This window comes from Bacillus sp. FSL R12-0074, from assembly GCF_038005725.1.
Lineage (GTDB): Bacteria > Bacillota > Bacilli > Bacillales > Bacillaceae_G > Bacillus_A > Bacillus_A mycoides.
The window spans coordinates 409,781-422,516 of record NZ_JBBOTR010000001.1 but is presented as its reverse complement, the minus strand read 5'-3'; the positions used below and the strand labels follow the sequence as shown (position 1 = coordinate 422,516).

The 12,736-nt window shown below is 35.2% G+C and carries 12 protein-coding genes, 1 pseudogene and 1 riboswitch; of the genes and pseudogenes, 2 read left to right on the top strand and 11 right to left on the bottom strand.

What is annotated here, in order from left to right; translation table 11 throughout:
* Positions 1-61 precede the first annotated feature (61 nt).
* On the top strand, positions 62-1,345 hold the full coding sequence (locus NSS97_RS02200; RefSeq protein WP_341111398.1) for an MFS transporter: 1,284 nt from the start codon (positions 62-64) through the stop codon (positions 1,343-1,345).
* A gap of 75 nt (positions 1,346-1,420) precedes the next feature.
* On the opposite strand, the gene NSS97_RS02195 is transcribed toward NSS97_RS02200, so the two are convergent.
* The 6 genes and pseudogenes from NSS97_RS02195 to NSS97_RS02165 form a co-directional block, all read right to left on the bottom strand.
* Positions 1,421-1,672, bottom strand: a complete 252-nt coding sequence (locus NSS97_RS02195; RefSeq protein ID WP_080221025.1) for a helix-turn-helix transcriptional regulator — start codon at positions 1,670-1,672, stop codon at positions 1,421-1,423.
* Between the two features lie 56 nt (positions 1,673-1,728).
* Positions 1,729-2,961 (bottom strand): annotated as a pseudogene (locus NSS97_RS02190) (MFS transporter).
* A 66-nt stretch (positions 2,962-3,027) separates the two neighbouring features.
* The gene (locus NSS97_RS02185) at positions 3,028-3,609 is read right to left on the bottom strand and encodes a TetR/AcrR family transcriptional regulator (RefSeq protein WP_002124986.1); all 582 of its coding nucleotides are present in this window, start codon (positions 3,607-3,609) and stop codon (positions 3,028-3,030) included.
* Between the two features lie 294 nt (positions 3,610-3,903).
* Positions 3,904-4,155: a hypothetical protein gene (locus NSS97_RS02175; protein WP_000394370.1), complete on the bottom strand. Its 252-nt coding sequence runs from the start codon at positions 4,153-4,155 to the stop codon at positions 3,904-3,906.
* A 13-nt stretch (positions 4,156-4,168) separates the two neighbouring features.
* Positions 4,169-4,483 carry a thioredoxin family protein gene (locus NSS97_RS02170; protein ID WP_002063639.1) on the bottom strand — a complete coding sequence of 105 codons (315 nt, stop codon included), beginning with the start codon at positions 4,481-4,483 and terminating at the stop codon, positions 4,169-4,171.
* Positions 4,484-4,493: 10 nt separating this feature from the next.
* Positions 4,494-4,865 carry a DnaJ family domain-containing protein gene (locus NSS97_RS02165; protein ID WP_044444313.1) on the bottom strand — a complete coding sequence of 124 codons (372 nt, stop codon included), beginning with the start codon at positions 4,863-4,865 and terminating at the stop codon, positions 4,494-4,496.
* Between the two features lie 372 nt (positions 4,866-5,237).
* Here NSS97_RS02165 and NSS97_RS02160 point away from each other — a divergent pair, with 372 nt between their 5' ends.
* Positions 5,238-7,262 carry a glycosyl hydrolase family 18 protein gene (locus NSS97_RS02160; RefSeq protein ID WP_341111390.1) on the top strand — a complete coding sequence of 675 codons (2,025 nt, stop codon included), beginning with the start codon at positions 5,238-5,240 and terminating at the stop codon, positions 7,260-7,262.
* A gap of 473 nt (positions 7,263-7,735) precedes the next feature.
* On the opposite strand, the gene NSS97_RS02155 is transcribed toward NSS97_RS02160, so the two are convergent.
* The 5 genes from NSS97_RS02155 to NSS97_RS02135 form a co-directional block, all read right to left on the bottom strand.
* Positions 7,736-9,268: an ABC-F family ATP-binding cassette domain-containing protein gene (locus tag NSS97_RS02155; RefSeq protein WP_341111387.1), complete on the bottom strand. Its 1,533-nt coding sequence runs from the start codon at positions 9,266-9,268 to the stop codon at positions 7,736-7,738.
* A gap of 445 nt (positions 9,269-9,713) precedes the next feature.
* Positions 9,714-10,463 (bottom strand): ABC transporter ATP-binding protein, encoded by a 750-nt coding sequence (locus tag NSS97_RS02150; protein WP_341111386.1) that lies wholly within the window; start codon positions 10,461-10,463, stop codon positions 9,714-9,716.
* Positions 10,460-11,458 carry an ABC transporter substrate-binding protein gene (locus NSS97_RS02145; protein WP_002124979.1) on the bottom strand — a complete coding sequence of 333 codons (999 nt, stop codon included), beginning with the start codon at positions 11,456-11,458 and terminating at the stop codon, positions 10,460-10,462. Before NSS97_RS02145 ends, NSS97_RS02150 begins: the two co-directional genes overlap by 4 nt.
* Positions 11,455-12,228 (bottom strand): ABC transporter permease, encoded by a 774-nt coding sequence (locus NSS97_RS02140; protein ID WP_002091231.1) that lies wholly within the window; start codon positions 12,226-12,228, stop codon positions 11,455-11,457. Before NSS97_RS02140 ends, NSS97_RS02145 begins: the two co-directional genes overlap by 4 nt.
* A complete protein-coding gene (locus NSS97_RS02135; protein WP_000082898.1) occupies positions 12,200-12,520 on the bottom strand; it encodes an MTH1187 family thiamine-binding protein in 321 nt (106 codons plus the stop codon). The genes NSS97_RS02140 and NSS97_RS02135 overlap by 29 nt, the downstream gene beginning before the upstream one ends.
* Before the next feature lie 101 nt (positions 12,521-12,621).
* A riboswitch (TPP riboswitch) is annotated at positions 12,622-12,723 on the bottom strand.
* Positions 12,724-12,736 lie beyond the last annotated feature (13 nt).

Below are 12,736 nucleotides of genomic sequence, written 5' to 3'. Positions count from 1 at the left end.
TCTTTTTATAATTTTTATTTTTGTACACTGTTAGTAGAACAAATTTAAGGGGGAACATTATATGAAAAAAATGTCCAGACAAGAAAAAAGCTGGATATTGTACGATTGGGCGAACTCGGTATATTCGCTCGTCATTACAACTGCATTATTTCCAATTTACTTTAAAGCAGCTGCAAAAGAAGCTGGACTATCTGGCGCAACTTCAACAGCCAATTGGGGATATGCAAACTCGTTCGCTACACTTTTAATTTCTATACTCGCTCCTATTCTCGGCACAGTTGCTGATTATAAGGGATTTAAAAAACGATTTTTCACATTCTTCTTTGGACTCGGTATCGTATTTACAAGTATGCTAGCAATTGTTCCAACATCTCAGTGGTACTTATTACTAGGATGCTATATGCTCGCATTAGTTGGCTTTGCTGGAGCAAATATTTTTTATGATGCATTTCTAGTAGATGTTACCTCTGGAGATAGAATGGACCGAATTTCTACGCGAGGTTTTGCATTAGGTTACATTGGGAGCACAATTCCTTTTATCGGTTGTATTGCTCTTATTATTCTTGCTCAAAAAGGAACTATCCCCTTATCAGTCGGAATTGCTAGTCAAATTTCCTTTGCAATAACAGCTCTTTGGTGGGGACTATTTACGATACCAATGCTAAAAAATGTAGAGCAAACACACTATATTGAACGTCATCCAAGACCAATTGCAATGAGCTTCAAGCGCCTTGCTAATACGTTTAAAAATATTAAAGAATATAAAACTGTATTTATGTTCCTAATAGCTTACTTTTTCTACATTGATGGGGTAGATACAATTATCACTATGTCTACTGCTTACGGAACAGATCTCGGTATTAGTGCAACCAATCTATTAATCATCTTATTTGTAACACAAATTGTCGCTTGTCCATTTGCTTTATTATATGGAAAACTATCGGAAACATTTACCGGTAAAAAAATGCTATATGTCGGCATTATCATTTATATCATTATTTGCACATATGCTTATTTCTTAAAAACGACGTTTGATTTCTGGATTTTAGCAATGTTAGTTGCTACTTCTCAGGGCGGGATTCAAGCACTTAGCCGTTCTTATTTCGCAAAACTAGTACCGAAAGAATCTGCAAATGAATTCTTCGGATTTTATAATATCTTTGGTAAATTCGCGGCAATTATGGGTCCGGTATTAGTTGGTGTCACAACACAATTAACAGGAAAAACAAACGCTGGTGTCCTTAGTATTATTGTCTTATTTATTATCGGTGGATTCTTATTAACTAGAGTACCCGAAAATGATACGTCCGTTACACCACCTAATCCGAAAACTAAAACAATATAAGAAAAAGATCCCCTTCACACAAGAAGGGGATCTTTTTCTTATATTTTTAACGATAACGCCCCACAATTAAAAACTCTAAAGCTTGTACAAAAATAGTTTATCGACAGTTGTTCCTAATACTTCTGCTAACCGGAATGCTAGTGCTAAGCTTGGATCATATTTATTATTCTCAATTGCATTTATCGTCTGTCTTGATACGTTACACTTATCCGCTAATGCACCTTGTGAAATATTATTTGCAGTGCGCAATTCATAGATTTGATTTTTCACACCGTTTCTCCTAACCTGTAAAATTATTTTTACAACATCAGTATATAGTTGGTACATTTCATTGTCAAAAGATTGCCACAGAAAAAGGGGACAGTTCTGCCCCCTTACAATAGCTATTTCGAAACCAATGAATTCGTCATTTCCTCTCGATTAACAACATCTTCTTTCTTTATTTGCATACGTAAAACCGGACCTATTGCTAATAAAATAAGTGACATCGCTATACAAAACACAATAACTAGTGACGTCATTTCCTTCAATCCTCCAGCTAGTGAGGTTCCAATTAGCATTGCACCCATAAACAGTGGTAAAATTGTCCCATTTACCCTTCCAATCATATTTTCTGGTACAAGTTGAATCATAAGCGTACCGACAACGATATTGACACAGGCTAAACAAATACCTGTTCCCAATCTCATGAAACTAGTAATCCAAAATGATGTAGATAACCCTTCTACTAAAAATGACATCGCTAATATGCTCATACCGAATACAAACATCTTTTTCGGATTCACTTTTGAAGCGAAAACTGCAGCAACAATACCACCAATTAACATACCGATTCCATCAGCTGCAGCTAAATATTGAACGGCTTCTTTTTCCATTCCAAGCCGTTCTATTACAAGAAACACTTCTAATGGATTCGTTAGTCCAACAGCTAACCCCATAATGGTGAAAGTGATCGTAATCATACGTAAATTTTTCGTATAAAGAACGTATTTCCAACCTTCTTTTATATCATTTTTTAATGAACCTCTCGCCACTTGCTCTTGTTCCACCCATTTTGGTAAAAATGAAAGAGCGATAGCAGATAACAAAAATAAAATAATTAAGCTATATAGTGACGTAAATAAACCAAGTTGTGTGTACACAAGCGATCCTACCACTGGTCCAAAAATCATAAATAGCGACTGTAATGTTTGATTAAATGCAATCGCATTTGCTACCTGTTCTTCTTTTACATAGCGTTTAAATATACGCGAAGATGATGGCTGAGAAAACTGACCTACAATCGCGGAAATGAGTGTTGCAAAAAATATAGCCTGCCAATAATCCAGCTTTAGCAACAAGACAATTCCTATAATAGATAGTACGCTTAATACATCCCCAGCAACCATCGTTCTTTTCGGATTCCAGCGATCAGCTAGCGCCCCACCGATAAACGAGAAAATAAAAATAGGTGCATATTCCATAACCGATAACAAAGAAACTGAAACTGGATCATTATTCGTTCGCTCCATTATGAAATACAAAAGAGCCATATTTCTGATTCAAATTGCAAATTGTTGTAAAATATCAGATGCCATAACGAGCATAAATGCTCGGTTTTTAAATAAAGCGTTCATTTTCATTCCCCTTTCATAAACCGACCGTTCGGTCTAATTTATTTTGTAAGAAAAGCAACTGACCTATTATTCAGCTGCCATTCCTTTTAACAATACATCTATTGCCTTTTTATAAATACGTTTCAGCTCTTTATAATCTAACTCGTAGTAAAGTACTCCAAGCCCCGATAATAATCCATTCACAATATACATAAGATCACGCGTATCATCTTCTTGAAACTCTCCAGACTGTATACCTGCTTCAATTAATTTCTCAACCATAACATATGATTCTCTAGTTAAAGCTAACAGTTCATCCAGAATTTCTTTACTTACAACTTGGCTCATAGAGAATTCCTCTATTGCATTTGAAATGGGTTGCTGTATGTCCTCTACATAATATTCCGCGAGACCATATAGTTTTTCAGTACTAGTACTATACAACTTCTCTTTTTCATTCCATTTTTCAAGCCAATCATACGTATGCTGTTTCACTACAAATAAAAATAATTCTTCTTTACTTTTAAAGTGATAATAAATGCTTCCTTTACTTCTCTCTGTAATTTCACAAATCTCTTCCATAGATGTAGCTGCATAGCCCTTCTGTGAAAACAGACTTTCTGCTTTATAGGCAATTTCTTTCTTTATCTCTTCTGCGCTTCTTCTCATATTCACACCTCTTTAAACCGACCGTTCAGTCTAATAATAACAAATAAAAAACCTCTATCGCAAGAGGCTATACTCCTTATTTAAGAAAACGTACTTTCAAACCACATTCGAATCATATGTATTATTCCAAATTTAAATCCTCATTTAGTAAGAAATACGGTTCCCTTTTCATTTCTCCTAGCATGTTAAAAATATTTAATCAAACGTTTGTTTAACTGTTTTTATGCATATGTAAGCCAACTAATCAAACGTTTGTTTAAAAAGAAATACGCCCCCCTATAAGGCGTATTCTCATCAATCACCGCCGCCTCCACCACCGCAGCTACCTCCACTATCTCCACCAAAAGAACCTCCGCAATCATGTGAACCGCCATCGTGCGAGCTATCATTATCCGATCCAGCAAAGAAAAATAATGGTGATGAGCTGTTGGATGAATTATGAATGTTATTTTGTTTTGTAAGATTTACCTTCTTTTTGTTTGATCGAACTGCTGTTACGATCGTTCCAACTACAACAAATAATAGTATGACAATAATAAATTCCATATAAAAGCCTCCCTTAATCTTCGAATAATTGAATGGTTCTCTCTAAATTTTCAAGTGAAATGAAGCGCGATTCACGAAGGATCTCTTTTCCATTATAAAATAATAAAACTGTTGGCCCTGTAAATACTGCATATCGCCCCGCAATCTCTTGCATGTCTTGTAGTAATATTTCTACTTTCTCTACGTAATCATAATTCTCTAATACGCAATTTACTTTTCTTAACATAACATCACAAACACCACAATTTTCCGTTTTAATAAACAGCAGTACTAATTGTTGTCCTTCAATATATGTCGCTAATTCTTCTATCGTTTCAAATGTATTCATCTTATCCCTCTTAGCGTAATTTACGAAATACTTTACCCTGATACATACGAAAAGCTGAACTCTCTTTAATCTTTCTCTTTTCCATTACCTGCTGAAAACGCAGCGTTTTTGCTGTTAACTCTTCTTGTAATTCTTTTCTCTCTACTTCATCATAACAGCACGCAATTAAGTCTTCTATTTTTAATATATCTTTTTGTAGTTCCATTTCTGGTGGAATCATACCTGCATTTTTCAAGATTTTATAACTCATTCTAAGTTCTGGAGGTACCATTGAAAGGTCTTCTAATTGTAGTGGTTTTCCTTTCCCCGGAATATGATCGAGATCACCATTCCGTATTGCTTGTCGAATTTTTTCTTCAGCAATGCTCAAAAAGACATCCACACCATTCGCTCCTTTACATATTTTTACTATTATTTTACATGATATTTTCTCATCTTGCTACGCTATTACAAATTGACTTTATACAATTTTTTCTCAAATTTAATTACAAGGAGCCTTTTCCTCCCTAATCAATATTTTATTTTCATGTGTAGTCTGTATTAGAGCCATTTAATATTGAGAAAATCTTTGCGAATCAAATAAAGCGTTTACACCAAATCTTGTATTTGCTACGATTTAATCACCCCCAGCTCCCTTGTATAGACCTCGTGATGTCTGATCATTTTTCTCTAGACGTTTCATACGTCTAGATTCACTTTGGTTTATTGGCGCATGCCTTTAAATATATCTTTTATTTTGAAAGGAGAAATGACTATGAGATCAAAAAAATTCACGCTGCTATTACTATCCCTACTACTTTTCTTACCTCTTTTTCTCACAAACTTTATTACTCCAAATTTCGCATTAGCAGATTCACCAAAGCAAGGTCAAAAAATTGTTGGGTATTTTCCTTCATGGGGCGTTTACGGACGTAATTATCAAGTTGCAGACATTGATGCATCAAAGCTAACTCATTTAAACTATGCTTTCGCTGATATTTGCTGGAATGGAAAACATGGAAACCCTTCTACTCACCCCGATAATCCAAATAAACAAACGTGGAACTGTAAAGAATTTGGTGTACCACTGCAAAATAAAGAGGTCCCTAATGGCACTCTCGTACTCGGTGAACCATGGGCTGATGTCACAAAATCTTATCCGGGATCGGGTACAACTTGGGAAGATTGTGATAAATATGCCCGCTGTGGAAATCTCGGAGAACTGAAACGATTAAAAGCTAAGTATCCTCACTTAAAAACAATTATTTCAGTTGGTGGCTGGACTTGGTCTAACCGCTTTTCTGATATGGCCGCTGATGAAAAAACAAGAAAAGTATTCGCTGAATCTACAGTAGCTTTTCTTCGCGAATATGGATTTGATGGCGTTGATTTAGACTGGGAATACCCGGGTGTTGAAACGATTCCTGGTGGTAGTTATCGTCCTGAAGATAAACAAAACTTCACCCTTCTGCTTCAAGATGTTCGAAATGCATTAACGAAAGCTGGTGCAGAAGATGGTAAACAATATTTACTAACAATCGCGTCAGGTGCAAGCCAACGTTATGCGGATCATACAGAGCTAAAGAAGATTTCTCAAATACTGGATTGGATTAATATTATGACATACGATTTCCACGGTGGATGGGAAGCTACTTCTAACCATAATGCTGCACTATACAAAGATCCAAATGACCCCGCAGCGGATACGAAATTTTACGTAGATGGTGCGATAGACATTTATACAAATGAAGGGGTTCCAGCGGATAAACTCGTATTAGGTGTACCTTTTTACGGACGTGGATGGAAAAGTTGCGGAAAAGAAAATAATGGGCAATACCAACCTTGTAAACCAGGTAGTGACGGAAAGCTCGCTTCTAAAGGTACTTGGGATGATTATTCTACCGGTGACACAGGTGTGTACGATTATGGTGATTTAGCATCTAATTATGTGAATAAAAATGGTTTTGTTCGCGGATGGAACGATGTAGCGAAAGTACCTTATTTATATAATGCGACTACAGGAACCTTTATTAGCTATGATGACAATGAATCTATGAAATATAAAACAGACTATATAAAGACAAAGGGTTTAAGTGGCGCAATGTTTTGGGAACTAAGCGGGGATTGCCGTACAAGTCCAAAATATAGTTGCAGTGGACCAAAATTACTTGATACGCTAGTAAAAGAATTACTTGGTGGACTTATTACTCAAAAAGATACTGAACCACCAACAAACGTAAAAAATATTGCTGTTACAAATAAAAATTCAAACTCAGTTCAATTAAACTGGACTGCATCTACTGATAACGTAGGCGTTACTGAATATGAAATTACTGCCGGAGAAGAGAAATGGAGTACAACAACAAGTAGCATTACAATTAAAAACTTGAAACCTAATACAGAATACACATTTTCAATATTAGCAAAAGATGCTGCTGGTAACAAATCACAACCTACTTCTATTCTTATAAAAACAGATGATGCTAACACAACACCTCCTGGTGGAAATGGCAATGCTACCTTTTCAGTCACTTCAAATTGGGGAAGTGGTTACAACTTCTCAATTATAATTAAAAATAGCGGAACGACCCCTATTAAAAACTGGAAATTAGAATTTGATTATAACGGCAATTTAACACAAGTTTGGGATTCTAAAATTAGTAGTAAAATAAATAATCATTACGTAATTACGAATGCAGGATGGAATGGTGAAATTCCTCCTGGTGGATCAGTTACAATCGGAGGGGCAGGAACAGGCAATCCCGCCGAACTTGTAAATGCATCCATTAACGAAAACTAAACGTAACCTCCATTAATTATTTCACTAAAGTTTGAATTTAGGTTTGAGTGCTCTATCCTAAATTCAAACTTTTAATTTTATGAAAAATCACATTTTATATTATAATAACCTATTATAGTTATATTTAGTTTCCATTATGAAGTTCGCGTGAAGTTCATCTGAATTTTACATGAATTTCCTTTAAGTTCTATTGTCTTCCCATACTAATCACATTATCCTTTACATATAGGAATCATTTCCATTCTATTTCAAACTATCTATATATATAAAAAAAGATAGTAGCCTATTAGGGAAAGGCATCTAGTATTATTATAAATATAACCAAAGAAAAAGAACTCTTATGGTGCGCTTATAAGCGCACCATAAGAGTTCTTTTTCATACAATTCTCATTTGAGAGTTCTTGAAAATCATGTTAATCACAAAGAAAAGGCATTAGCTCATAAAAGCTAATGCCTTTTCTTTGTGATTATTGTTAAACGTTCCATTTTTCGATATTCCATATTTTCGTTATCCATGCTTCATAGAAAGAGGGCTCATGTGAAACAATTAAAACTGTACCTTTATATTGTTTTAACGCTTCCTGTAAATCCGTCTTAGTCTCTGTATCCAAATGGTTAGTTGGTTCATCTAAAATTAAAACATTGCTTTTAGTTACGATAAGTTCGCATAATCGTACTTTTGTTTGTTCTCCTCCACTTAATAACTGGATAGGTTTTAATACATGTTCTTCTTTCAATCCGCACTTTGCTAATGCTTGTCGGATTTCTTTTCTTGTCATATCTGGTCTCCCTGCCCATACTCTTTCTAGTGCAGTTATTTCTGAGGAAAATTCCTCTTGTGCAAAATAAGCGGGTTTTACTCGTTCCCCAACAGAAACTGAGCCGCCTAACGGTTTTATTTGTCCTAGTAATGTTTTTAACATTGTTGTTTTTCCAATCCCATTTTGACCAATAATCGCAATCTTTTCCCCTTTTTTCACTTGAAAATCCAATTCCCGAAATAACGGTTCACCATAACCAATTTTCAGTTTCTCTACCTGTAATATACGACTCACTGGCTCAGTATAAACATTAAAATCAAAACGGACGCGAGGTACATCGTTAACCTTTTCAACCTTTTTCATTTTCTCTAATACTTTTTCACGACTTTTCGCTTGTTTCGCTTTACGAATTTTATTTTTTTGAATAAAACCCTCTAAATGTGCAATTTCTTTTTGTTGTTTCGCATACGCCGCTTGTAATTGTTTCCTTTGTAATTGATAACTTTGCAAAAAGGTTTCATAATCTCCCGCATAGCGCTTAACCTTTCGTTCTTCTAGATGATAAATAACATTCGTAATATTGTTCAAAAATATTTCATCATGCGAAATGATAATATAAGCTTTTTCATACATTTGTAAATATGATTGCAACCATTCTATATGTGCTGTATCTAAATAGTTAGTTGGCTCATCTAATAATAAAACATCCGCTTTTTCTAAAAGGAGTTTCCCAAGTAACAACTTTGTCCGCTGACCACCACTTAACTTTGAAACATCCTTTTCCAATCCTATTTCAAACAAGCCTAAGCCTGTTGCTACTTCCTCAATTTCTGTATGAATTTGATAAAAATTAGAATTCTCCAATATAGTTTGTAACTCTCCATACCTTACTAACAATTTCGCTACTTCTCCTGCTCCAGCCATCTCTTCTGTAAGTTTTAACATGTCACGTTCCAACTCATACAGGTTAGAAAACGCACTTTGCAAGTATTCTTCAATTGTTATGCCTTCTTGTAAATCTATACGCTGTTGTAAAAAGCCAATCTTCACATGTGGAAACCATTCAATTTTTCCATCATCATGTATAAGTTCTCCCGTTAACAAGCGTAATAATGTTGATTTTCCAATTCCATTTTTCCCTACTAGCCCAACATGTTCGCCCTTTAATAATCGAAAGCACGTATTATATAAAATGGTTTTCTCACCATATGAATGACTTACATTTTCTACTGTTAATATACTCATCTTTTCTCTCTCCTTTTCTTATGATCCATAAGCTAAATAGAGAGAACAACAGTATAAAGCCTTATTTAGTTATACATATAAAAATGGGTAAGGTGAATACACCTTACCCATTACATATTATCGTAAAAAAGGATTAAGGTTCTTTACCTGCTGTCTTCAATTTAGCTTCATCTTTAAAAATGGGCAGACTTCTCCCGTATCAAGCTAAAACCATTTGAAGAACAGTTGATAAAGTCATTTTATCCTTTCACTCCTTTAACGTTTGTTATATTAAGAGTATAAACCACTCTGTTATATTCTATTCTCTACTTTTTCTTTTGTTCCTTCTTCCAATTTATCCGATGTTAATGAACCCACTATTTCCCCTATAGATTTCATCTTTCTCCTTCAATAGAAAAAAGCCTCTTAACAGCAATTATACAAAAAACTGTTAAAAGACTTTTTTCTATTTTTTCATGTAAGGAGCCAATACTCTTAAAATTTCTTCCTTATCCTTCTTTAACTCAAGAGATGTTAACATATCCATCGTTCGCGGCCTAGGTAATTCCACTTGGACCTCGCCAACTATTGATGCTGGTCTTTGAGATAAAATAAATATGCGATCAGAAAGTAAAATTGCCTCATCTAAGTCATGTGTAACCATAACAATTGTTTGCTTTTCTTGATGCCAAGAATTTAAAAGCCAACTGTGTACTTCCATTTTTGTAAATGCATCTAATTTTCCAAAAGGCTCATCCAGCAGCATAATTGGCTTTTCACATAAATACGTACGAAGGAAACTAATTCTTTGACGCATTCCACCTGATAACTCATCTGGATAATGATCTGCGTATTCATCTAGCTCAAATTGCTTTAATGCTTCCATTCCTTCTGTCAGCCTTTGTTTTTTAGGCTTCCCTTCGATTTCCAATGGAAGAACGATATTTTGCAAAGCCGATCGCCACGGTAGTAATAAATCTTGTTGCGGCATATAACTAACAACATCTTGTTTTTTTACATACTCCTCGTTATAAAACACTTCTCCGCTCGTTGGCTCTTCAACACTTGCAATCATATTTAATAATGTACTTTTTCCACAACCACTCGGACCTACAAAAGAGACAAACTCTCCCTCTTGTATAGAAGCACTAATATTTGCTAATACATTCTTTCCATCGAAAGCTTTTACAACATCTTTTATTTGTAATCCACTCATTTTTCACTTGGAAGGAATTCATTTGTAAAGGCATCTTTTACATCGATTTTCTTTTTAATAACTTTGTTGTCATATAAGAAATTCATGTAATTTGTCCAAATCTCTTCCTTCTGTACTCCCCACGCTTTTGCATCATCTTGATACTTTGTACTTAACCACTTTTGGCTTTCTTGTACTAATTCTTTATTCACATCTGGAACAGCTTTAATTAAAATATCCGCAGCTTCTTTCGGTTCTTTAATTGCAAAATCATAACCTTCTGTCGTTGCCGTCATAAATTTTTTCACAAAATCTTTATCTTGCTTCGTATGTTTTTCACTTGTAATAATAACAGGACTATAGAAATCAAGCGCTGGATCTAAGTCTTTTACCATAATTGTATTTAACTCTTTTCCTTGACGCTTCGCTTCAATTCCATCCCATCCATAATAAATCCATTCAAAGTCTGCATCACGACCGATTGATTTAAAGAAATCTGTTTGTCCAAGAATAATTTTTTCAACTTTATTAAAATCAGCTTGATGTTTCTCCATAATCGTCTTTAACGTCGCTTCTTCTGCTGGTCCCCCCCAGCCGCCATAACGTTTACCTTCAAAATCTTTCGGTGACGTCATATTATCTTTTTTTAGAGATGCAAAAGCAGAGGTATTATGCTGAATAATTGCACCAACAGAAACAACTGGGATTCCTTCAACACGAGCTAATGTTACATTTTCTTGTGCGCTTATCGCAAAGTCTGCTTTCCCAGAAGCAATCATCTGCTCTGCCGTTACATTATCACCAGGCTGGATAATTTCTACATCAAGCCCTTGCTTTTTGTAATAATCTTTCGTTTGCGCTACATATAAGCCAGTATGATTCGTATTTGGAAACCAATCTAAAACGACTTTTACTTTTTTATCTTTACTTGAACTTTCTTCTTTCTTCGCCGGATTACATCCAGCAACAGTTACTGCTAATAATGCAGCTAACATAATTTTTAAACCTTTTTTCATTTTCTGCCGCCCTTTCTGTATATCCATGGTGCTGTTATTCTTGCCATAAATTCAACAATAAAGTACAGACATAATGTCACCATGACGATAATCGCTGCAACACCAAATACTCGAGCCGTTAAAAAGGATTTTGTTGCTCTTGTAAGCATAACTCCTAATCCTTCGCTGGCACCAAGCCATTCCCCAATAATCGCCCCCATCACACTATATGTAACAGCAATTTTTAAACCTGAGAAAAAGTATGGGAGTACTGCTGGAAACTTTACTTTCTGGTAAACTTGCCATTTCGTTGCCTTCATTGTTTGTAACAGTTTCAGCATATTTTTATCTACCGTTTGGAAACCTTCTAAAATGCTAAGCGCAATTGGGAAGAAACAAACAAGAATAACAACCATTACTTTTGGCAACATTCCGTATCCAAACCAAATAATAAATAATGGTGCGAGCACAACGATTGGAATTGTTTGCGAAATAACGAGCAATGGATTCATTAAAATCCGAAATAAAGGGATGACATCCATAATGATAGCAATACTCGTCCCAAGTAAAATTGCAAAAAACAACCCAATTATTACTTCCTGTAACGTTTGCACTGTATTCGGTAATAGTAAATCTTTCATTCCAATTAACTCTTGCACAATTGCAGACGGCTTCGGTAAAATCCACGGCTCAATTTTAAATAATGAAACAGATCCTTCCCATATAGCAATGAGAAGGATAAGCCAAATTGTTGTGATTATTTTAGATCGCTTCTGGTTTTGCATATTCATCACGGTACTTCCAAACTTTTTCGTCAATCGTTACGCCTGTACTTGGACGATAGTGAATTTTAATAGAAGTGATTACTTCTTCTGCTCCAGCATCGACGCAAGCTTGTTGCGCGCGTTTAATGACGTCAAGAAGTACATCTAATTCTCCTTCCAACGTTGTTTCCATTGCCCCTACTTCATAACGAACTCCCGACTGTTGTACAACTTCAATTGCTTTATCAACAACGGAATACACATCTTTGTTCTTCGCTTGTGGTACTACTGAAAATGAAATTGTAACTTGTTGTGACATAATAAAATCCCCCTTACAAAATATGGTTTCAAAAAAAGAAAAGGCTTTCCTACCATGTAGGAAAGCCTTGTATACAAGTTATTCTATAATAACTTATGCTACATCACTTTAAAGTAACTCCCTACGCTGGCATTATCCAGATCAGGTTGAGGGTCGATGTATACTTACATCCTCTCAGCCAATTGGCTCCCCGGTTCTTAATTCGTTTTCATTGTA

Bases quoted from the DNA above. Each gene is read 5' to 3' on its own strand.
- NSS97_RS02200 (WP_341111398.1), top strand. From the start codon at position 62: ATGAAAAAAATGTCCAGACAAGAAAAAAGCTGGATATTGTACGATTGG.
- NSS97_RS02195 (WP_080221025.1), bottom strand. From the start codon at position 1,672: ATGTACCAACTATATACTGATGTTGTAAAAATAATTTTACAGGTTAGG.
- NSS97_RS02185 (WP_002124986.1), bottom strand. From the start codon at position 3,609: ATGAGAAGAAGCGCAGAAGAGATAAAGAAAGAAATTGCCTATAAAGCA.
- NSS97_RS02175 (WP_000394370.1), bottom strand. From the start codon at position 4,155: ATGGAATTTATTATTGTCATACTATTATTTGTTGTAGTTGGAACGATC.
- NSS97_RS02170 (WP_002063639.1), bottom strand. From the start codon at position 4,483: ATGAATACATTTGAAACGATAGAAGAATTAGCGACATATATTGAAGGA.
- NSS97_RS02160 (WP_341111390.1), top strand. From the start codon at position 5,238: ATGAGATCAAAAAAATTCACGCTGCTATTACTATCCCTACTACTTTTC.
- NSS97_RS02155 (WP_341111387.1), bottom strand. From the start codon at position 9,268: ATGAGTATATTAACAGTAGAAAATGTAAGTCATTCATATGGTGAGAAA.
- NSS97_RS02150 (WP_341111386.1), bottom strand. From the start codon at position 10,463: ATGAGTGGATTACAAATAAAAGATGTTGTAAAAGCTTTCGATGGAAAG.
- NSS97_RS02145 (WP_002124979.1), bottom strand. From the start codon at position 11,458: ATGAAAAAAGGTTTAAAAATTATGTTAGCTGCATTATTAGCAGTAACT.
- NSS97_RS02140 (WP_002091231.1), bottom strand. From the start codon at position 12,228: ATGAATATGCAAAACCAGAAGCGATCTAAAATAATCACAACAATTTGG.
- NSS97_RS02135 (WP_000082898.1), bottom strand. From the start codon at position 12,520: ATGTCACAACAAGTTACAATTTCATTTTCAGTAGTACCACAAGCGAAG.